The organism is Dactylosporangium cerinum, from assembly GCF_042653625.1.
Lineage (GTDB): Bacteria > Actinomycetota > Actinomycetes > Mycobacteriales > Micromonosporaceae > Dactylosporangium > Dactylosporangium cerinum.
Window position 1 is genome coordinate 71,240 of record NZ_JBHSIU010000012.1, and the last position, 20,957, is coordinate 92,196.

General features: G+C 68.3%; 17 protein-coding genes. 12 read left to right on the forward strand and 5 right to left on the reverse strand.

Annotated elements, in window-relative coordinates; all coding sequences use genetic code 11:
* Window positions 1–841 precede the first annotated feature (841 nt).
* Window positions 842–1,864: a 5-oxoprolinase subunit C family protein gene (locus ACFPIJ_RS12070; RefSeq protein ID WP_380114823.1), complete on the reverse strand. Its 1,023-nt coding sequence runs from the start codon at window positions 1,862–1,864 to the stop codon at window positions 842–844.
* Window positions 1,865–2,022: 158 nt separating this feature from the next.
* Here ACFPIJ_RS12070 and ACFPIJ_RS12075 point away from each other — a divergent pair, with 158 nt between their 5' ends.
* From ACFPIJ_RS12075 to ACFPIJ_RS12085, 3 genes are all read left to right on the forward strand, one after another.
* The gene (locus ACFPIJ_RS12075; protein ID WP_380114824.1) at window positions 2,023–2,628 is read left to right on the forward strand and encodes a helix-turn-helix domain-containing protein; all 606 of its coding nucleotides are present in this window, start codon (window positions 2,023–2,025) and stop codon (window positions 2,626–2,628) included.
* On the forward strand, window positions 2,625–3,122 hold the full coding sequence (locus tag ACFPIJ_RS12080) for an IS630 family transposase (protein WP_380114825.1): 498 nt from the start codon (window positions 2,625–2,627) through the stop codon (window positions 3,120–3,122). Before ACFPIJ_RS12075 ends, ACFPIJ_RS12080 begins: the two co-directional genes overlap by 4 nt.
* A gap of 116 nt (window positions 3,123–3,238) precedes the next feature.
* On the forward strand, window positions 3,239–3,616 hold the full coding sequence (locus ACFPIJ_RS12085) for a DUF7668 domain-containing protein (protein WP_380114826.1): 378 nt from the start codon (window positions 3,239–3,241) through the stop codon (window positions 3,614–3,616).
* A gap of 338 nt (window positions 3,617–3,954) precedes the next feature.
* Here ACFPIJ_RS12085 and ACFPIJ_RS12090 read toward each other — a convergent pair whose 3' ends face one another.
* A complete protein-coding gene (locus ACFPIJ_RS12090; protein ID WP_380114827.1) occupies window positions 3,955–4,605 on the reverse strand; it encodes a DUF4145 domain-containing protein in 651 nt (216 codons plus the stop codon).
* 1,095 nt (window positions 4,606–5,700) lie between these two features.
* Window positions 5,701–6,132 (reverse strand): DUF6416 domain-containing protein, encoded by a 432-nt coding sequence (locus ACFPIJ_RS12095; RefSeq protein WP_380114828.1) that lies wholly within the window; start codon window positions 6,130–6,132, stop codon window positions 5,701–5,703.
* A 360-nt stretch (window positions 6,133–6,492) separates the two neighbouring features.
* Here ACFPIJ_RS12095 and ACFPIJ_RS12100 point away from each other — a divergent pair, with 360 nt between their 5' ends.
* The gene (locus ACFPIJ_RS12100) at window positions 6,493–6,678 is read left to right on the forward strand and encodes a transposase (RefSeq protein WP_380114829.1); all 186 of its coding nucleotides are present in this window, start codon (window positions 6,493–6,495) and stop codon (window positions 6,676–6,678) included.
* Here the strand turns inward: ACFPIJ_RS12100 and ACFPIJ_RS12105 are convergent.
* Window positions 6,659–7,483 carry a transposase gene (locus tag ACFPIJ_RS12105; RefSeq protein WP_380114830.1) on the reverse strand — a complete coding sequence of 275 codons (825 nt, stop codon included), beginning with the start codon at window positions 7,481–7,483 and terminating at the stop codon, window positions 6,659–6,661. The genes ACFPIJ_RS12100 and ACFPIJ_RS12105 overlap by 20 nt on opposite strands.
* Before the next feature lie 317 nt (window positions 7,484–7,800).
* Here ACFPIJ_RS12105 and ACFPIJ_RS12110 point away from each other — a divergent pair, with 317 nt between their 5' ends.
* From ACFPIJ_RS12110 to ACFPIJ_RS12130, 5 genes are all read left to right on the forward strand, one after another.
* Window positions 7,801–8,622, forward strand: a complete 822-nt coding sequence (locus tag ACFPIJ_RS12110) for an HNH endonuclease (RefSeq protein ID WP_380114831.1) — start codon at window positions 7,801–7,803, stop codon at window positions 8,620–8,622.
* Between the two features lie 206 nt (window positions 8,623–8,828).
* Complete coding sequence (locus ACFPIJ_RS12115) at window positions 8,829–9,461, forward strand: hypothetical protein (RefSeq protein WP_380114832.1); 633 nt, start codon at window positions 8,829–8,831, stop codon at window positions 9,459–9,461.
* A gap of 1,268 nt (window positions 9,462–10,729) precedes the next feature.
* Window positions 10,730–12,181, forward strand: coding sequence for an APC family permease (locus ACFPIJ_RS12120; protein WP_380114833.1), 1,452 nt, complete (start codon window positions 10,730–10,732; stop codon window positions 12,179–12,181).
* A 669-nt stretch (window positions 12,182–12,850) separates the two neighbouring features.
* On the forward strand, window positions 12,851–13,258 hold the full coding sequence (locus ACFPIJ_RS12125; RefSeq protein ID WP_380114848.1) for a GntR family transcriptional regulator: 408 nt from the start codon (window positions 12,851–12,853) through the stop codon (window positions 13,256–13,258).
* Between the two features lie 259 nt (window positions 13,259–13,517).
* Window positions 13,518–14,219, forward strand: a complete 702-nt coding sequence (locus ACFPIJ_RS12130) for an MBL fold metallo-hydrolase (RefSeq protein ID WP_380114834.1) — start codon at window positions 13,518–13,520, stop codon at window positions 14,217–14,219.
* A 54-nt stretch (window positions 14,220–14,273) separates the two neighbouring features.
* On the opposite strand, the gene ACFPIJ_RS12135 is transcribed toward ACFPIJ_RS12130, so the two are convergent.
* Window positions 14,274–14,546: a hypothetical protein gene (locus tag ACFPIJ_RS12135; RefSeq protein WP_380114835.1), complete on the reverse strand. Its 273-nt coding sequence runs from the start codon at window positions 14,544–14,546 to the stop codon at window positions 14,274–14,276.
* Window positions 14,547–15,087: 541 nt separating this feature from the next.
* Here ACFPIJ_RS12135 and ACFPIJ_RS12140 point away from each other — a divergent pair.
* From ACFPIJ_RS12140 to ACFPIJ_RS12150, 3 genes are all read left to right on the forward strand, one after another.
* Window positions 15,088–17,118 (forward strand): Hsp70 family protein, encoded by a 2,031-nt coding sequence (locus ACFPIJ_RS12140; RefSeq protein WP_380114836.1) that lies wholly within the window; start codon window positions 15,088–15,090, stop codon window positions 17,116–17,118.
* Window positions 17,106–19,511 carry a hypothetical protein gene (locus tag ACFPIJ_RS12145; protein ID WP_380114837.1) on the forward strand — a complete coding sequence of 802 codons (2,406 nt, stop codon included), beginning with the start codon at window positions 17,106–17,108 and terminating at the stop codon, window positions 19,509–19,511. The genes ACFPIJ_RS12140 and ACFPIJ_RS12145 overlap by 13 nt, the downstream gene beginning before the upstream one ends.
* Before the next feature lie 134 nt (window positions 19,512–19,645).
* A complete protein-coding gene (locus ACFPIJ_RS12150) occupies window positions 19,646–20,872 on the forward strand; it encodes a hypothetical protein (RefSeq protein WP_380114838.1) in 1,227 nt (408 codons plus the stop codon).
* The last annotated feature ends 85 nt before the right edge of the window (window positions 20,873–20,957 follow it).

The window sequence follows — 20,957 nt, forward strand, 5'->3', positions numbered from 1 at the left end:
CGTGACGTGCAGCGCCCCGGCCGGGCCGGGGACCCGCAGCTGGTGCGCGCAAGAACTGCACAGGTCGTGCTCGCCCAGCACACTGACCTGCTGCACGGGCAGGCTGGCCGGGCGGTAGCCGAACACCCGGGTCACGTGGGTGCACCGGTGGGTGTCGGAACCCGGGGCGTGCCACTTGCCCTTCGGGCTGACGCGGACCATGTCGAGGTGCATCGCGGCGAACGGCGCGGCCGGGAGCCCGGCGGCGGTCACGGTCGCCTCGGTCAGCTGGGGCATGACCGGCGGGCGGAACGCCGGCGCGATCCGCGCCGACCCGGTCGTGGTCACGGCCATCGGGTCACCATAGCCCGCAACCAGCAGCGTCCGGCGCACCGGCCACAGCGCGGACGGGTACGCCGCGCGCAGCCGACCGATCGTGCATCCTGCTTCCGGCCGCCGCGGCTCAAGCCGCCCTCGCCGACGCACGCGTTGCCGTGCTGGACCGCGCATCCACCCCGTGCCCGGGATGGGCGTACGGATCGGGCGGGGTCTACAGCACTGGGGGCGCTCGGCATGGCTGTGACGGAGATGATTGATGGCCCCACCAGGGCTCGTAGTTGGCCCCACCAGGGCTCGTAGTTGGCCCCACCCGCGTCGAGCGAACGCTGCACTCCATCACTCTCTGTGGTTGTGCCGGTTGTTGGCCCACGCTCGAACGTTGTCTTCGGTAGATGCGGGACGGTCGTCCTCGTGCCGACGCACGGATCGCTAGCAACGACGCCGCCGCCAGCCGCTGTCGTCGGCGCCAAGCCGTCTGGTCTCGTCGTTCGTGCCGCACCCTCAGCCCGGCGACAAGCCACCTTCAGCTTCCGGTTGCTCCAAGCTGAGTGTCGTCGACTTCGGCGCTTCCAGAGCTGGCCAGCACCAACTCGCCGCCGTCAGGCTCGCGTTCCCCTGCCCTACGGATTAGTCCGTGAGCGCCGAGAAAGTCGGTCATCACCTTCACCGCGGTGCTGGCTTCCAACTGACTTGGTGTCGCACCGCGATGAGCGGCGTCGTTGCGAAGGTTCTTCAGTCGACGCAGCTGATCGACGGAAACAGCGAGTTGAAGGCCGGATTGCTCGGCGATGGCGATGTAGTCACCAAGAGCTGTCCGCTCGTTGATGCGTCCTCGTTGACTTTCCGGCAGTTGGCCGGCGTGGTTGCGAACATGCCGGCCAAGGGCGATCTCGAGGGCGGTGGCTGCGTCGATGATCGCGCGCCGGTAAGCGTCGCGTCGGTATGCGGCCCGTGCGTCGCGGCTGAGCAGCTCTTCGAGCGGCGGTTCCTTGCCGTCACGGACGAGCCGGAGAATGGCAGCCCATTCCTGCTTGCGGAGTGGAAGGACCCGGGGTGTCGTGATCGTGAAACCCAAGGCGCCGTCGTGGGGCGGCTCGATAAACGTGAGCCCTGCGCCGACCGACTCTGCGTCGTAGACGCGGTGATTGGGATCGAGGTCCTGGCCGGTCATGATCTCAGCCCAGGTACGCACGTCGTTGAACCACTTGTTGATGTATGCGGCGAGCTGATGCTCGGGGGTGAACCACGACCTGTGGTCGTAGCTCGGGCCGTCGACGTCGGTAACGACCACGCGGTGAAGCGCGGTGGCTGGCCGAAGTGAATCCGGAATGAAGGCACCGTACTCCTTGACCCATACGATCTGCTCGCCAACCTTGGGCTGCGGCTCGACGCCGGGTACAGGAGGGGCCCCGCCGACGGGCGGCCGGTCATCAGGCATCACGACGTTGAACTGGAGTTTGTCGTAGCCGGTCGGGTACGTCGCATCGAGCGCGTCGCGCATCACCCAGATGTGCACCGGCAGCTCGAAGATCGCTCTTACGTCCATGTCGATCCCCTCATAACACGCCTTCCGCTGGCCGCTGGCACGCCAGGCCACAGCGTAGGTACTCGGCGCGCGCGTTGCCGAAAATATTCCGACCGATCGGACGGCTCGGCCTAGTGCAACGTTCCTCTTTGGAGGTGTAGATCGGCTCTGCTGGTGGGATGCTGGTGGGGAGGCGATCTGTCATGCCAAAGTTGCTGTTTGCCCGCCCTCCCGCGGATACGGACGAGGAGCGGAAGATCCGGAAGTTGGCTGGGTCGCGGCACGCTCCCGGTGACTGGATCATGCGGGCGAAGATGATCGTGGCCAGTTGGGACGGGGAGCGGACCAGCGTCATTGCCGCCCAGCTCGGTTGTCATATGCAGACGGTGCGGGAACGGCTGGTCCGGTTCAACGCCGAGGGTGTCGATGGCCTCGGTGATCTGCCCGGGGCCGGACGCAAACGCCGGATCACCGAACGTGAGCGGGGTCGCATCATCGCGTTGGCTCGTTCGGATCCTCCGGGCCGGCCGGTCCGTGATGACGCCGGAGGGTTGGCCGCCGCGGATGAGCACGGCCCGCCGCAGTGGACGCTGAACAGCCTCACCGAGGCCGCCCAGGCCGAAGGCATCGACGTGCACCGCAGCCAGGTGCGGCGGATCCTGCTGGCGGAGAAGGTGCGCTGGCGGCATACCCGCTCCTGGGTGCACAGCGAGGATCCTGACTTCGCCCCAAAAGGGCGGCGGTCGTCGAGCTCTACACCCATCCGCCGGAGCGGGCCACGGTGATCTGCGCCGACGAGCTGGGGCCGGGGATTCCGCGCACGTTCGCGCCGGCACCGGGCTGGTCGCCCGGCGGCCACCGGATCAAGGCGCCCCTGGAATACTCTCGCGGCAGTGACAAGACCTGGGTGTACGGCGGTCTGCGCATCCGCGACGGCAGCGAGGTCACCTACTGCGCCGCATCGCGCAACAGCGACGGCTGGATCCAGTTGCTGACCCGCATCGCCCGGGCCAACCCCCGTGGCCGGATCCGGGTGGTCACCGACAACCTCTCCAGCCACACCAGCGGCAAGGTCCGCCAGTGGCTGGCCCGTCACCCGCGGATCCAGCAGGTGTTCATCCCGAAGCGGGCTTGTTGGTTGAACATGGCGGAGGGCTGGTGGCGGCTGCTGCGCCGGGCCGCGTCCGCCGGACAGTCCTTTGTCGACACCGAGGAGATCACCCACGCCGTTGCCGTGGCCACCGCCCAGCTCAACACCCACGCCAAACCCTGGATCTAGGGACGCCCGGCACCACCAACCCGCACACTCCGCCGCAAGTTCGTGTACTACCTTTGAGGAACGTTGCACTAAGATCACTCATCGCAAAGTCTTGACACTGCTCGGACGGAGGCGACATGGGCGATCCAGTGAAGGATGCCTCGCTCGAAGTTCCCGTTCCTGAGGTCTGGCGGCCGACGCTCGAGGCGGTCGTGGACTCGCTGGTGCGACGAGACACCGTCATTGGAGCGGGTCTCCCGTCAGTGGATCCAGTACCCACCGAAATCTCGCGGATGTGTCTCCAGGCGGTTGACGACTACGGGGACGTCACGCTGATCTCGCTGCCGGACGAATCGTGGGACACCTCGGTTGCATTGTGGTCCGGCGATCATTGGCACTGTCTGGTGGACCTCTGGACCGAAGAGGAAGGTAGGAGCGATCTGGTTCTCGACATCGACGTCTTCGAGAACGGGCATGGATACCGCTTCTGCGTGCATCTGGTCTACGTCCCCTGAACGATCAATCCGCAGGTCTTGACAATTGCTCCGCCGCCGGGGGCCAAGCGTGTTAATCACCCACTGCACGTCAGCGAGCCGAACCGTCGGGAACTGCTCGAAGGCCGTGAGGCCCGCCCCACTAGGTCCCGAACGACCTCACTCGGTGTCACGCTACGCCAGCGCCTCGGCGAGCAGACGCTCCGTCAGTACCCGGGAGAAGCACCGAGCGCAACCGTCGTCCGAGAGGGCCCGCAGCGCTGGAAATACAACCTGGACCGGTACGCAGGCCCCGGAAATGGAGTCAGACGCGGTCTTCGCCACGGGCGGCAGGGGGCGCGACAGGCCGTCTTCAGACGCTAGGGAGTGGAAGAGTTGGCAGCAGTCGAACTGGCGCGACGTGCCTGGAACTCTGCGTACTTCTTCGAAAAGACGTAGACGTAGTCCAGCAAGGCCTCCCCTAGTTCCAGAGCGTCTCGCGCATCTTGCGGTTGGATCGCTGTCCCGAAGTGAGCGCCCGCGTTACCCAGGCTGCGCAATCCTTGTGCCCACTCAAGAAGCCGCGCGTCGATCACACCAGAGTCGTGGAGCGCTCGCAGCGACTCGTGAAGAGTTCTCTTCGTGCAGCCCTGGTCGGCACAGAAGCCCTCAAGAGTTCGACGCACCATCACGGCAGTGGCCGTGTACGCCTTGGCCTTAAAGCATGTCCTCGCCTCCGCATGCTCCGCACGCAGTTTTTCAGGAATAGCGAGACTCAACGAACGTTCCTTCGATGGCCAGAGGACGTATGGATCGTCCAAGCCCAAGGCATCAAGATCTTGCTGCATGACCAAGCTAGGTTCGCCACAGTGGTTGTGCTCGCAGTGAACGAGCGAAAGAAGAGTCGGAAACGGCCATCCCGAGTCCGGTTCCGCCTGCTGCCACATCGTGCCGCGGACGTAAGTGGACGACGGCGCCTCACACTCCGGGCAAATCAGTGCAAGGCGCTTCTCAGGAGTTGCACTCGACATCAGCGGACCATAGCGAAGCAGCCAGCGGCTGGCTAGGACGTTTCCTGTGGGTCACCACCCATACCCCCGGCCGGCAAATGCGTGTCATGACCTTGACAGCCGACCCGATGCGATGAACTACCTCGCAGGTCAGTGGTAGGCCATCTGACGGCCGCTCGTCCGTTCCTAACCGTGTGTCGCAGGTTCGAATCCTGCCGGGTGAACCTCAAAACCTGCAAGACCGGCCAGCGGGCTGCTGATATTCACCAGCGCAAGATCCCTGGCAGATGCAGCCAGATGCCACCAAGATGCCGTCGCTTGCGGAGACGGCGAGCGCCTACAGGCCTGAACAGAGGACACCGCGCGGTCGTGGCGGAAACGCCGTGACCGGCAGCGGTGGCGTCACCGGGCGCCGAGCATGCGGACTGCCGCGCGGCGGTCTGGTTCATAGGCTACGACGGCGACGATCCAAAGTCCGCTCGAGCGGTAGGCGCATGACGCCAGGTGGCACCAACCTCATGATCGAGGCCGCCAACTCGACTCGCCGGATACGGTGAGTGACCTGCTGGACTGTGGAACGTTCCAAGGCGGGGATCTCGAGGTGCTGTGCGATAAGGGTTCTTACGTCAACGAGGACCCATGAAGTGCAGGTTGCCACAGGTCACGCGCGCGGCGATTCGTCGGAGCCGAGCTCGACGATTTATACCGTATCCACGCGAGCCGGACGAAATGCTGCATCAGATGCCAGATATTTGCGAGGTGCCGCATACCCGACGCGAATCGAAAGGGTGGTGCTCACGGCGGCGGTCTGCGCGGTGGTGGCCGGCTACCGCTCCTACCGCGATCAGGGAACGGATCGCGGACCTGCCCACCGCCACGGCGGTGCTGGTGGGTATCGACATGGCGCCGCGCTTCGGCCCGCGGAGTCTCCGGCAGCTCGGCCAGACCGCGGGGCGCCGGCGGAGGGGCAAGCCGCGCACCGCCGTAGGTTAGGTCCAGAGCCGTCGATGTCCGATCAGGACACGCGGACCGTTCCACATCCTTAGAAGTGGAACCACGACGACCAGAGGGAGAGCCCCGGCGGATGCCGGGCTCTATGTCGTTGGTGCGCGTGGATTATCCCCTGGCCTTCTTGAACAGGTTAGCGAGTACGTCGTCCATTGAGTACTTGACGTTCTCACCGTCGGGGTAGTGCCACTGCCAGCACCAGTTGCGGCCGACGGCGAAGCAATGCCGGCTGGGCCAGGCCAGCACCCCAGCCACTCCGCGGTTGCCGTTGGGGATGTCGTGCATCTCGGCCAGCTCGTCGCCGTCGTAATCTTCGTTTGGGTTGTCGATCAACGTCGAGAACAGCGCCTTGGCCCGCGGGCTGAACTTCTTCCAGACCTTGGCGGCGAGCTCGGCGTCGTCCTTGGTCCAGTCCGTGCGGTCGGCCTCGGCCACCGGCGGGCCAGGCACCCCGCCGGCGGGTGAGGCGAGCCAGTGCCCGTACATCGCGTAGAACTCCGCCACCCGCTCCTCGGGAACTTTCACGGTGATGTCCAACATTGCCGCACCCCATCCCGGAGGGCGCTTTACCCTCTGGCAAAGAGGGTAAAGCTTTCATAAATGTGAAGTCAACCCAACCTAATCCACCCTCTGAGGATTCCGGGTTCACCGGGCGGTCAGGCGGTGACGGCGGCTCGGCGGTGTGACGCTTGGGCGCGCTCTGGGGCGCGTCGGCGTTGGTGTGGTCACGGCCAGCACTTGTCGGACCAGACGCAGGATCGGCGTCGACCTGATAGTGCTCGACCATGGCATCGACACCTTTCACCACGGTCGGCCGGATATCCTTCCAGATCCTCGGCTTCGGTGACGCATAGCTAGCGCGCGCTACCTAGTGCGTTGGGGCCGCTGCCGAAGCTGCCGGTGGCCGCTGATTCCGGCTACGGCGACTGCACCCTGTTCCGGCAGGGGCTGGCTGAACGTGGCCTGCGCTACGCGGTCCAGGTCGATCCGAACGCCATCGCCCTGCCCGCAGACGCGGTCCCGGTCACCCCGCCCTACGCCGGAACAGGCCGCCCGCCGCGCCCGCCTACCCCGGCCCGCCGGTGACGTTCAAGGACCTCGCCCTGGCCGCGGCCAGCACACCGCACGGCAGGTGACCTGGCGACACGGCAGCCGACACACGAAAGCCAACCCGACCGCGGCGACGCGATCCCGGTTCCTGCGCCTGCGGATCCGTCTCGCCAACCGCGACATCCCCCGCAACAGAGACGGCTCCCTGCCGCAGGAGTGGCTGATCGCTGAGTGGCCCACCGACGCCACTGAACCGGTCAAGTACTGGCTGTCCAACATGGACACCCGCACCTCGCTGGAATCCCTGGTCCGGCTCGCGAAACTGCGGTGGCGGGTCGAACACGACTACCGCGAACTGAAGACCGGCCTCGGCATCGACCACTTCGAAGCCGGTCCGGACGGTCCGACCGGCGCAGCCGTTCCCGCATGTCGACGAGCACGGTGTGCGCGAACCCGACCCGCCCGGCGCCGTCCCAGCCACCAACCCGGCGGCGTAACGCCAGCGGGCGTCGAACGTGAACCGGTCCACCGCCTCACGATCCGACAAGCCTTCCAGGCGTTGCAGCACCATCACCGTCGCGACCACCGACGGCGGCACCGACCGGCGGCCCACCGCCGCGAACAGATCAGCGAATATGCCATCCGGGAACATCACGTCGCGATGTTCGTGCAGGAACGCGAAGATCGAGTTCGCCGGCAACGTCTCGCCGCAGAACCAGGACACCGGATCCAGCAGGTCTAACTGCTGCGAAGCAGCCCCCTTAACACCAGACACACCTAGATCCGCATCAACGACGTGCTGCCAGTCGGCAGCGAGGAGCCGGAACCTGTGCTCGTCCACCGTCTGGGAATCCTTCCGGCTGGGTCCTACCAGGATGAGCGCTCGGCCTGTGCCGGGACGCCGTGATGAGCCCTACCGAGTGACGACAGGGCTGCCGTGACGTGGCGCTCGGCTGGCCCGGACCAAACGAGGGCTGGCGAGATGTTCGCCGCCCGATCTATGCTGGCCGACGGCAGCAGCACCTGCCCGCTTCCAAGCCGGCGTCGCCCACGACGAGCCAGCAAGACGGACAAGGGTCTCCGACTCGTGCTAACAGGACACCGTCGTGCTCGTATGCCTCGACTGGGGTCGTGGGGTCCGGTCGGATGGGACATCGCATGACGAAAGACAGCCGCGCCAAGCGGGACGCGCGAGCGCTGCAAGAACGAACGGGTGGTTCCTACGTCGCGTCCCGGCGCGTCACATCACAGCCAACGGCCGCCCGCTTCAACGAGGACCAATGCGCCAACTGCATGCAGCGACTCGCGCCGCAGATCGAAGGCCTGTTCTGCTCCGAGCTGTGCGGACAGTACGCCAGCACCGTCCGCTACTGGCGACGCATCGTCCGCGACGGGCGCATCGACAACCCAGACGTCCGCGTCGCGCTCAACGTCCGGATTGCGCATCTCCTTGCCGGTGGCTACGCCCGACGAGCACGCCACCTGCCCGACGAAACACGCGCGCAGGTCTGGCGGCGCGATGAGAACCGGTGCCGGACGTGCGGCGCCCCCGGCTCAGAGATCGACCACATCGCAGACGACTCGCCCGACCTAGCCAATCTCCAGCTTCTGTGCACCGCCTGCCATCGCAAGAAGACCGAAAGCCGGATGTCGCCGGCCTCCAACGAGCAGCAACAAGCAATGAACAAGATCTACCGGGAACGCGTCGTTCCGGACCAACCGATGCTGCTCTGCGACGACCAACAGGAGTGGGCAAGCACGGAAGCCGGGCTTCGCGCCGAGCGACGTGGTCGCCTGCTCGATGAGCTAGCCGAGTACGGCTACGACCGACGCGAGTTCCCCGGCTATTCGTGGCAGGACATGTGGGACGCCGTCCTCGACGAAGCAGAGGAGGACGACTTCGACGCCAACGGGATCGACGACGACAGTGGATTTGGGCCGGACAGCTACTTCGCGCGTGCCATGGCCAAGGACGACTGACCACCTCGGATACGGCCGGTCCGGCGGGAGTCTGCCGGGCCGGTCCTCCCTTGCAGTGGTCGGCGGTGGCGCCTTCATCGAGGAAGGTGCCACCGCTCCGCATCGACCTGCTGATACACCATAAGGGTGGTCCCGGTGGCGTTATGGTGCGCCCACGCGCCGCCGCGCGGTACCACCGGCCCGCCGACCCATTGACGAGGTCTGCCGTGGGCCTGCGCTGCGCCGACGCGCGGCGCGACAACCTGGCGGGGGCCGTTGCATTACTTGATCGGATGGGCGGTGAGGCCGTGCTCCCACTCGGCTCAGATAGCGGCGGCGAGTTCGGTGAACGCTGCGGCGACGCCAACCGGTTCGGTTACAGCAGCGCCGACGTACTCATCGCGTTGTCAATGATGCGCATCTCTGGGTGCGTCGTCCGAGTCGCCGGATCGGCGGTCGTTCCCGCCTGGATGACGGTCGATCATGGCGCTTCGATTGAGGCTTGTCATCGTCGCTGCCGAATATCATGCGGCATGGCATACCGGGACTATACGGCCGATGGAACATATTGGACCGTTCGCAAACGCGGCAAGGTGTACTGGGTAGTTCGCATTGACCCGTCCAACGGCGACTACCGTTGGAGCGAGGTGTGGGGTGGCTACACGGTCGCCGGCGCAGCTGGGGGCGCGGCCGCTCAACTGGCCTACGCGCAGGGTCAGCAAGACGTCGCCCAGCAGCTTCGGGGCAGTCTCCACGAAGCGCTGGACAAGGTTGGCCTCGGGGCACTGCCCAATCCAGCGCCGGTTGCAGCGGACAAGCTCCCTTCTGTCCGGTCCGAATCGGACGAAGACGAGGAATAGTCGGGGCGCGGCTGGCGTCGGCGATGACATACGTAGCGACGCTCGATCCACTGCATGGCGGCTTCGGCCCTCCTGCCACGCCGCCGGCACCGATCGTCGAGGAGCTGCAGGCGTACCTGACCGGTCGGGCTGCACCCGCGCAGCGCGGAACCAGCATCGCCCGGCTCCCGGCCCGACATCCATGCGGTCGCCGCGGGAATGGTGTCGGAGCTGGACATGGCCGGGGCATCACGGTGGCCGGCAGGACCGGTTGTCCCCGGTACTCCGCGACCTGGATGCTCGGCGATCGCTCGGATTTCCCGCACCAACATTGCCTCAGCCGCGTAACCGCACTCCGAGTGCTGGTGCTTCGTCGTTCCCCAGCGTGCGCGCACGCTTCCAGGCAAATGCCCCCTGCATGGTCAGCGCCAAATCGGGCCGGGTAAAACGATCTTGCGGGCTTAGCATACGGCCACAGGGCGCACATAGCCTCACCTAAACGGCTGCCACCAATCCACGTTGGGGGTATTTTCGCCAAGCCGTCAGACGCATCGACCAACAGCGCTGGCTCGTGGCATCGTGCCTCCATGACCGCCGTCCCCCCTCAATCATGATCAACTGGCCAGAAGCGCTCCTTTGGGGTGCACTGGGTGGCACAGTGGCCGACGCGTCACGCATCGCGAGCGTCATGCTGACCTCTCAAAAATGGCCATGGAGAACAAAGCAAGGACGATTACCATTCATCATTTCACTCGTCGTGCGAATTGGATGCGCGGCCACACTGTCCGCCGTGATTGCCGTGCAGGGGATTGACGGCTGGTCGGACCGCCCCCTTGCACTATTCGTTCTTGGCATTTCCGCGCCCAGTTTGATCCAGCACGGAACTCGAATAGGACGAGCGTGCCTAAAGGCCATCATTGGCGAATACGCGGGCCCTGGCGGAGGCGGCGATGGCATCTAGAGACCCGTCCAGCTCAAGCTTTGGCAGCAGATTTCTCGACGCCCTGAGCGGGAAATGGTCCGACTCGCCACATCCTTCAACAACACGACTTGCAAGCGACTCGAGCGCCGCCCTTTGGCGTCGGGCCGTTGATGCGATTGCTGGGGATTGGTCGCAAGGGAACGCAGACGAATGGCATCGCACCGACGCAAATCCGGGCACTTCGACGGTGAAAGCTGCCAGAATAGCCGTAGACCCTACCAACGTCAGCATTTCGCGGCCCAGGTCCGCAACGTCGCCTGCGCGACCGAGCGTGGTATCCCAGGCACTGGCCCGAGACCGTCTCGGCGTGCCGTCCGTCATCATGTTCGCCCTCACGGCGGCCGCCCCCCTCATGGTGGTCGGCGCCCTCGTCTCCTCGGCGTGGGGGTGGGTCGGCGTCACCGGCTTCCCCCTCGCCTTCGTGATCATCGCGGTCGTCCTGGCGCTGTTCAGCTTCGGCTACGTCGCCATGTCCCGGCACATCACCAACGCCGGCGTCTTCTACAGCTACATCTCCCAGGGCCTCGGCCGCCCGCTCGGCGTCGCCGGTGGACTTGTCGCGCTGCTCGCCTACAACCTGCTGCAGATCGGCCTCTACGGCGCGTTCGGCTTCTACGCCTCGGTCATCCTGGAGACCAAGGCCAACCTCAAGGTCGACTGGTGGATCCTGGCCCTCGCGCTGTGGCTCGTCGTCGCGGTCGTCGGCCTGCTGCGCGTCGACGTCAACAGCAAGGTCCTCATGGTCCTGCTCGGCGCCGAGCTCATCGCGGTGACGATCTTCGACTTCATCTTCCTCAGCAACCCCGCCGAGGGAGGCATCAGCCTCGAGCCGTGGACCTGGGGCTCGCTGAAGGACGCGGCCGGCCCGGCATTCGCCGTCGCCGTCACCGCGTTCGTCGGCTTCGAGGCCCCGCCGGTCTACGCCGAGGAGACTCGAAGCAAGAACCGGACCGTCCCGGTCGCCACGTTCCTCGGCCTCACCGCCATGCTTGTCTTCTTTGCTTTCACCAGCTGGGCCGCCGCGGTCAGCATCGGCGTGGACGCCACCGTCCCGATGGCGCAGACCCCGGAGATCGCTCAGGCCGGTGGGCCGTTCTTCCCGACCCTCGCCGAGAAGGGCGGTGCCTGGGCCGCCGACCTCGGCCTCGTCCTGCTCACCACCAGCATCGCCGCCGCGGCCCTGAGCTACCACAACACGACCGCGCGCTACGCGTTCGCGCTCGGCCGCGAACGGGTCCTCCCGGCGTTCTACAACCGCACCCGGGCCCGCTCCGGCGCCCCGGCCGCGGGCTCGGTCTTCCAGACCCTGATCGCGCTCGTCGTGCTCGTGCTCTTCGCGGTCCAGGGCTGGGACCCGATGCTCAACCTGTTCTTCTGGCTGGGCACCTCCGGCGGCGTCGGCGTGCTGTTCCTGGTCTTCGCGACCTCGCTGTCGGTGATCTTCTACTTCCTGAAGGACGCCCGCGGCGAAGGCGCCTGGGCCCGGCTCATCGCGCCGATCCTGTCGACGGTGGCGCTCGGCTACATCATCTGGCTCGTCGTCGACAACTTCGGCGGCCTGCTCGGCTTCCAGCCCGGCACCGAGAACGCCGCCGTCTGGGCGTTCCCGGCGGCCTACGGCGCGGTCGCGGTCATCGGCATCGTCTGGGCCCTGATCCTGCGGGCCACCAGCCGCCAGGACTACGACTCGATCGGTCTCGGCGCCCGCGCCAACACCGCCCGGTCCGACGCCCCGGACTACGCCGGTGATCGCGCTTAACGCCGACCGGCTCGGCCTGCAGGGTTGGGACCTGTGGGACGCCAACAAGCTGTCCGCGTTCCTTGACGCCTTCCCCGGTGTCGCGGGGCGCTTCGCCGAGTTCGTCACGCCGGGCCAGGTGCTGGTCAGAGCGATCGGCACACTCGATGACGTTCACGCCGCCCTCGCCGACGGTCGGTTCACGGTCGGCCAGGGCCAGCCCGCCTGCCGTCGGGCGTTCGAGACGGCGTACCGGGCCGCTGGCGGCGCGGCCGTGCTCGGCGTGCCGAGCAGCGAGGTGTACGACGACGGGCCAGGCTGGGTACAGCACTTCACCGCCCCATCCAACGCGCCGGCAGACGGACCGGTCGTCGGCGAGGCGGTGATCTGCGCCGGGCTCGACCGCCGAGCTGTCGCGGTCACCGCCGAGCTGTGGGACGCCATCCGCGCCGCCGGCGGCGGCCGGCAGCTGTCCGCGGTCGGCTACCCGGTCGTCGCCTCCGGCACCCCGCCGCTGCTGTCCACCGACGGCTGGTCGAACTTTCTGCGCTGCTGGCCGGCTGGGGGTGGGCGGGGCGCAGTGGTGCTGGCTTTGGGCAGCGTTCGAGGCGCGCGACTCGGAGCCGTGGACCGGCGGTTATGGCCTCTCCCTCATGGACACCTAGTGGCCCTACGGCCTACAGTTTGCTGGTGGCTATCGATCGTGGCTCGCCGACTCCGGTGTACGTGCAGCTCGCCGACCTATTACGAGAACAGATCAGCTCCGGCCGCTACCCGCAAGGCACTACGCTGCCGCCGGAAGACGGCATCGGCCGGTTGTACGGGGTCGGCAGGATGTCAGTGCGGCGGGCGATCGCGGTACTGGTCCACGAGGGCCTGATCGTCACCGGCCGCGGCACCCAGGCTCAGGTGCGAGTGCAGCCCGCGCGGACGATGTTCGGCATCGCGGGCTCCGAGCAACTGGTGGCGCGGATGCCAACCCCGCCGGAGGCGCGGCGGATGAAGTTGGCGGCGGGTGTGCCTGTGCTCGAGGTGACCCGCGCCGACAGGTCGGTCGAAGTGTTCCCCGCCGACCGCTACGGCGCGCACGGCGCGTGACCGCCGCAACGGAGCTGCTACCTGATGCGGTGCCGTAGGCCGCGGACGCGTTCGCCGTGCTCGGCGAGGACGGTCAGCCGCCGGGCCCGGCCGCTGCTGGAGGGTGGCGCCTGTGCATCTGGATCTTCCGGCGGTACAGCAGCATCGCGGCGGGATGGTGCCGGGTCGGCGATGTCAGTGCGAATGCGGTGCGCGGCTTATCCGACGAGTGCGGCGAGGACGGCGCCGGCAGCCAGGAACGGCCCGAACGGCATACCTGGTGCTGGTGGACACCGGCATGGGCTCGGCGTTCGCGCGCGAACCCTCAGCCCTGTTCAGTCGCTGCAACCTCTGGTTCTCGCGCCCCCGGCTGGACCCAGCCGAATCGGCGGTGAACCAGCTTGGTGAACTCGGATACCACCCGGATGACGTGGGCCACGTCGTGCTGACACACCTCGATGCCGACCACGCGGGCGGGCTGGCCGACTTTCCCTTGGCCCGCGTGCACGTCAACGAGCGGGAGCTGCAGGCCGCCAGCCAGCCCAACTCCCGGCTCGAGCGGTTTCGCTACCATGACCAGCTGTGGGGCCATGACGTCCGGTGGGCACCGCACGGGTCCACGCCTCGGGGCGACTGGTTCGGCTTCGACGCGACCCGGCCGGTCAGCCTACCTCCCGAGATCGTCATGGTAGCCCTACTCGGGCACACCCGAGGCCACGTCGGCGTGGCGATCGAGACCCGGGACGGGTGGCTGCTGCACGCCGGTGATGCCTACTACCACCGAAGCGAGATCGACCCGACCACGCCGCAACGAAGCGCCGTCGCGCGCACGATGAATCGGCGCACACCGATCGAACCTGCACAGCATCACCATACCCAGGAACGCCTGCGCGAGCTGGTGACCAACCATCCGGAGGTGCGCGTGTTCTGCGCTCACGACGTAAAGGAGTTCGAGCGACTCGCCGGGCGGCCGGCGAGCTGATCCGAAACCGGGAACGGCTGGTGTCTGGCCCAGCGGCTTCGACTCGACCTCGTTCTACCGGGCCGCTTTGCCGCCAACCTTAGCGCCGATGCCGAGTTTGGCCAGGATCTTGGCCCCGAGTTCGCCGGAACTCGAGAACTCCGTTGTGCCCTCGTATGTGCCGACCGTCTTACGCTTGATCTCGCAGCGGATGTTCAGCGCGCCGAGCGCCTGACGGATGATCTGTTCTGGGTCAGGGCCCAGCTGGCACTGCACGACGATGACGTCGTCAGCGTCGGGCAGCCGGGCCCGCAACCAGGACTTGCCCTGCTTCGAGTCGCCATGCACAACGACATGTCGGCCGGCCCCAAGCAAGTATCGTCGCCCGGTCCAGATCGTGCGGATGGACCACACCTCCCGATCGGCTGTTCGTCGCCGCCCCGATATCGCGGGAGGATTCTCCGGGCACTGAAGCCCCAGCCGTGCGGACGTTGCCATGCCCCTGCAGTGCTGGCGACGCCCCGGCAGCAGCACGCCCGGGTGCTGTCGATGTCGACAGCGGGGGCGAGTAGATAGCGGAACGACAGTAGGCACCGGCGACGGCACAGGGATGCAGGAAACGGTGTGACGAGCAATGTCTCGTTGCAGGTGTTTGATGCAGACATTTTCAGATGGCGCAAACCACCGGTTGCGCTCAGGTACAGGGAGAGGCTTCGGTTCGAGGTGACGCCCGCATCTGCAGGACGCCGGTAAGCAGCCAAAACGGCGGTTTCCTGCGGCAGTACCCAGCGAGTGACCGGCGCCCGCCACCCATGCTGCGTCCACGCAATGACATTGACCAGTGATGGGCTGTTCACCCTCGGTTGATCGAAAGGTGCAGAATGGACCGATGTCGATGGTTGTGGATCTTCGGCTGGGCATAGACCTGGCATCGGCCCGGGTGCGGGCGGTGGTCGGGTTCCAGGACGGAACCGCGGTGGCGTTGCCGTTGGACGGAGTCGGCTGGTTGGTCAACGCCGTGCTGGTCGATGGGGACGGTTCGCTGCTGGTCGGGGTGGCTGCGGAGCAGCGGGCGGCCGGGGTGGCGTCGGCGGGGTGGGTGGTGGAGCCTGGGTCTCGGCTTGGCAGCGAGGTGCTGGTTGAAGGTCGGCGGGTCGAGGCCGTCGATCTCGTCGAGGTGCTGCTGCGCGAGGTTGGGTCGTGCGCGGCCGCGGTGGCGGGTGCGGTGCCGGAGTCGGTGGCGGTGGCGGTACCGGCCGGTTGGCCTGCTCGGCGGTTGACGGCGTTGCGTGTGGCGGCGCGGGCTGCGGGGCTTCGCGGGGTAGAGGTGGTGACCGCGCCGGTCGCGGTGGCTTGGCATCTGCTGTGTGGTGCGGCGGTGTTGCCGTACGGGTCGACGTTGCTGGTGTGTGAGGTCGACACCGCGTGCACGGCGACGGCACTGCGGCGCACCGTGAGCGGGTTCGACGTGCTGTCGTGTGTGGACACCGCCACGGTCGTCGCTGGCCTCGGCACGCCCGACGCGGCCACCCGATCATCGGGCCGCTCGGTCGACGTTCCGTCAGGGCCTGCTGGACTGGCCGCAGTTCCAGGTCCAGGACAGGTCGCTGATGGCGCATCGCCGCGGATCGGGCGTGACGGTGACAGCCCGCCCGCTGCGGCCTGGATCGGTGAGGTGGCGCGCCGTGCGGTGCACGGTTCGGGTGCCGCTGCGAGCAACCTGACGTTGGTCTGTGCCGTCGGTGCGGGCGCGTCCGACGTGTCGGTCGGTACGGAGCTGCATGGTGCAGTCGATGTTGAGCCGTTTCTCGTGGCGGAGGCGGACCTCGCGGTGGCGCTCGGTGCGTTGCGGTCTCCCCGGCCGACAAGCCGGCCGACAAGCCGGGCGGTGACCCGGCCGGTGAGTGGGTCGGTGGTGTCTTCGACATCCGGTACGCGGGACGCGCCTGTGGTTGAGGCTGGGTGGCGGGATGTGGCGGCGGCAGCGGTCCCGGCGATGTGGTCGGTGGTGTTGTTCTGGCAGTTCATGGCGGGGTCGGAGCGGTACGGGCCACGGCAGAGCATTGACCGTGCGATGTTGCTGGCGGCGTGGGGCGGGCTGGCGTTCGCTGCGGTGTTCGGCTTGATCGCGGTGGTTGGTGGGTTGGTGTTGGTCACGTCTCTTCGGCATGAGGAGAGTGCGGCGCCGGCCTGGGTGCGGCATCGGTTGCTGGCGGTGGCGCTGGCCGGTGGCGGTGTGGGTGGCTTGGTGGTCGCGGCGGTCTATGCGACGGTCGCGGCAGGGTACTTCGATCTGGAGTCCGGGCCGCTGCTGCGGTGGTCGGTGCTGCCGGTTCTGCCGGGTGTGGTCGCCGTGGTGGGGCTTGCGGTGGTGGTGTGGCGGCGTCCGGACCCGCCGCGGGGTTCGTGGTTGGGCTCGCTGCGGTTCCCTCCGTTGGTCGCGGCGCTGGTCGGGTTCGGCGCGTGGCTGATCAGCTGGGACGAGCAGGGCAGCCCGGTGGCGTTGAACGTGCTGGCGGCGGTGTTGCGGCAGTGGGTGGCCGAGTCGCCGACCGACATCATCGGGCCGGTCGGGCGGCTCGGCGGGTTGTGCGTCGGTGTGGGCGTGGGGTTGTTGTTGGTGCGGCGTGCGTTGCATCGGCTGTTGCTGGCGGTGCCGTTGGCTGGGCTGATCGCCGGGTCCTTGGGCTGGCATACGACCGGGATGGTGGCGGTCGGGTTCGCGTTCGCCGCTGCGGGGTGGTGGGCCGCGCAGGCGGTGTGGCTGTTGCTGCGGCGCCTGTTGCTGGTCCCGCCGGCTGGTGCGTCGGTGCCGTTCGGGGCGGGGCCTGCCGCGGCGGTCGGCGGCGGGCCGGGCTGGTCGTCGCCGTCGGTTGTGCCGCAGCACCGGGACGTGGACGGGTCGCGATGGGTCGGTTGATCCGCGCCGTGGGTGCGGCGGTGGCCGCGTTGGCGGCCCTGGTGGGGCTGCCGGCCACGCTCGTGGTGTTCCAGCGGGCGGTGGAGTGGGACTGGCCGCTGATCGTGGCGCAGCCGCTGTCGCCGGGTGGGTTGGCGGCAGCGGGGGTCGGGGTCGGGTGGCTGTTCTGGCTGCTCCTGCTGCGGTCGGCAGTGCTGGACGCGGTCGATGTGGCTCGGCGCGCCGCACGCGCGCCGCGGCTGCCGGTACCGGTGCATACCGCTGTCACCGCCGCCGCAAGTGGACTCATGCTGGCGGTTGACGCGCTCCGCGGTGGCACGCAAGCACTGCACCCGCCAGCTTCGTCGACCGTCGCCGAATCCGCGGCCCGCGATCCGGGCAGCACGACGCCGCCTGCCGCGACGGACGCACCTCGAACCCGATCCGTGGCTGTCCCCGCCGGTACACCACCGATCCGCGCCGACCCGCCAGCGGACGCTGTCGGGCCTGCGGCGTCCGGCCCGCACTTGGGCGGAGTGGCGGTACCTGGGGGTTGGCTGCCGCTGCCCGTGCTCATGGCGGTCGGTGCTGCGGCGGGCGCGCTGTGGGTGCAGCGGCGCCGGACCTACCGGCCTCGACCACCGGTCCGGGCGCACCGCACCGACGCTGACCTGGCCCCACCGTCTGAGACCCTGCAGCGGATGACTCGGCTCGCCCGCAGCGTCTCCGGTGCCGCCGATGCGCTTGCCCGGACCGACGTGGACACCGACCTGGTTCCAGCGTCGAGGACGGCCGGACACCTGGGCCGCGGCGGGTCTCCGACCGACTCACTGGCCGACCTGCCCACCGACGGCACCGGCTTCCAGGACCTGCCCAAATCTGGCGCGATCCTGGCCGACGCGGTGCCGGCGCCCGGTGTGGGACTGATCGGACCCGGCGCGCATGACGCCGCCCGCGGTCTGCTGGTCGCGTTGAGCACTGACCCGCGCCGCCGCGCAGCACCAGTTACGGTGCCGGCCGACGTCCTGCAGATGCTGCTCGGACCTCATTGCGCAGGCACGAACTCGCCGCGATTGCACGTCACCAACGATGCACCGGTCCGGGGCATGGATGGCGCAGTCCTGCTCGTCGGTGCGCCTCCCGACAGGCCGGAAGCGCCGGACCAGCGACCCGCGGACGGCGGATCAGCCCAGTGGCCATGGCCGCCGCACACCTCGGCAGCGGCGGAGACCGGCAGGAACGACCAGGTGGCCGGGACACGAGTCATCCGGCTCGGCGCCTGGCCGACCGCCACCACGTGGTTCGTCGCCGGCGACGGGGCCGTGCGCGTGATGGACGGCGCCGCGTCCGGCCCGCGCCGGGTGGCGGTCCTCAGCTCGCCGACAGCGCGCTCGGTGCTGATCGGTCTCGGGCTCATCACCACACCGACGACTCCCCCACCGGCGGCTACGGCGCCTGGTGTGCTCCGGGCCGCCGGGCCGACGGCCGCCGTCAACCAGACCGGTGCCGTCGGCGACATCGCCGAGGCGTGGCCGCGGACTCCACCGGCCGTCGCGCACATGCCGAGGCGGCTGCAGGTTCGGGTGCTCGGCCGGCCGGTCGTGTTGCGGCCGTACCCGGACGGCAGCACTGCCCCCGTCGTGATCCGGCGCAGCGCCGGTCGGCAGGTCCTGCTCCTGCTCGCCGTACATCGCGACCCGGTCAGCGCCGAGATGGTCAAGCGGGCGGTATGGCCGGACGAGCCAGGTACCGCGGTGCACCGCCGGTTCCTCACCACCATGTCGGAGCTGCGCCTGGCCTTGGCCGATGCAGCCGGGCAGCCGGTCCTGCTGCAGTCCACGAACACCGCCCGGCCGGGCGACACCCGGTACTGGCTCGACCCGGACACCGTCGACGTCGACCTGTGGCGGTTGCATGACCTGCTCGACGCCGCCGACAGCACGGTCGAGACGGCTCGGCGGCTACGGCTGCTGCGGCACGCCGCCGACCTGTGCCACGGCGACCTCGCCGAAGGCAGCGCCGAGGAGTGGCTGACCGTCGAACGGGAACGGTTGGCCCGGCACGCTCTCGATCTGCGGGTCCATCTCGCCGACCTCGAACCGGACCATGACACCGCCGTGCGACTGCTACGACGGGCGCTGCGGGACGCGCCCGGCAACGAGGCGGTCCACCGTCGGCTGCTGCTGCGGCACTCCGCCGCCGGCGACGCCGACGGGCTGCGCCGAGCGGCGGCGACGCTGATCGAACACCTCACCGCCGCCGGCAATGAACCCGAACCCGACACAACCCAGGTCATCGCCGCCGTCCTCGCCGACGCCCCAGACGCCGTGCATCTCTCGGCGGCGGCGTCCGCACCGATGTCCACCGGTAGCAGTCCCGCCGCACGGGGCACCGTCGAACGGAGCCATCAATGAGTGCCGCACCCGGATCGTCTGAACCTGCCCACCCCGGCAGGTCCACGTCAACGCTGCCGGACCCGGCTGGAACCGGACAGCCGACGGCATCCAACACCGGCACAGACGGTGCCGCGGATGACGAGCGTCCTCGCGTGAGCGGCCCGGACCCGAACCGCGCCGTCGCCGAGCTGCCCGCCGTGCTGACCCGATACACCGACCGGCGGGCGTCGCGGTTCCCGATCGGGGTCCGCGTCCCCCTGCCACCCCTGCCTCCGCACGCCGGTCCACTGGCGGCAGGCATCGCTGCGGCTCCGCGGATGCCTCGGCCACGGCGACGTCGGACGACGCAGATCGTCGCCGGTGTCCTTGCCGTGCTGATCGTGGTCACCGCCGTCATGATCGTCCGCAGTTCGTACGGGCCGCCGCCGCGGGAACTCGTCCAGCGGCTGTTCGACGCGATAGCCGACCGGGACGACGACGCGTTCTCCCTGGCCGGGGAGTGTTCCGACAACCCCCTGTGCACGACTGTCGCACTGAAAACCGGCTACCAGCCCCCCACCAACATCCACATCGACAGCGAACGGGAGCTGCCCGCCGACACAAAGCTGCCGGGGACGAAACGGCGGAACGTCACCGTGTCCTACGACCTCAACGGACGACGGGTGACCAACGAGGTAGGTCTGACCTACCGGAAGCAGAACTTCTTCGGTGGGTCCTGGTCGATCACCGAACCTCCCGGGTCGGTCATCACCATCCCCGGCCCCACCCACTTTCTGATCGACTTCGCGGGTGTCGACCTTCCACCCATCACCGCGGACGTCCCCGTCACGGCCTGGGCGCCGCCCGGCGTGTACACCGCCAGCAAGGCAGGCACCGCACTGCTGGAACCCAGCCAGGTCACCGTCACCATCGGCGCAGACGGCGCGGGCGACACCAACGGACCCGGCGGCACCGACGGCGACGAAAGGCCCACGACCGTCACGCTGCCTGACACGATCAAGGCGGGCGTGGACGAGCAGGTGATCGCCCAGGTCCGTGCCGGGATCGACGCCTGCGCGGCACAGCGGACGTTCGACCCGGACACCGACCCGACCCTGGGCACCATCAACACGTGCCCGATGCGGCACTCAACCCGATACTCCATCACCGACAAGCCGCAGTGGACCGTCCTGCAATACCCGCAGGTGCGGCTCGAACCCGCCCCCGACGGCACGATCATCGTCACCACCACCACTGTGGGCCGCGCCGCGATCCACTACCGGTGGACGATGTACCTCGCGGAACCCCGGACCTGGTACGAGGTGGACGCCGTCGAGGAATTCAAGGTCAACGGTCGGGTCACCGCCGACAACGGCACCCCGACCTGGGCCCCGACCTGACCGCAGCGTCGCGGTGGCCGGCCCCGGGCACGGACATTCGACGCGCGTTCATGCCCGCGACGCCGCCAGGGCGGGCACACACGTG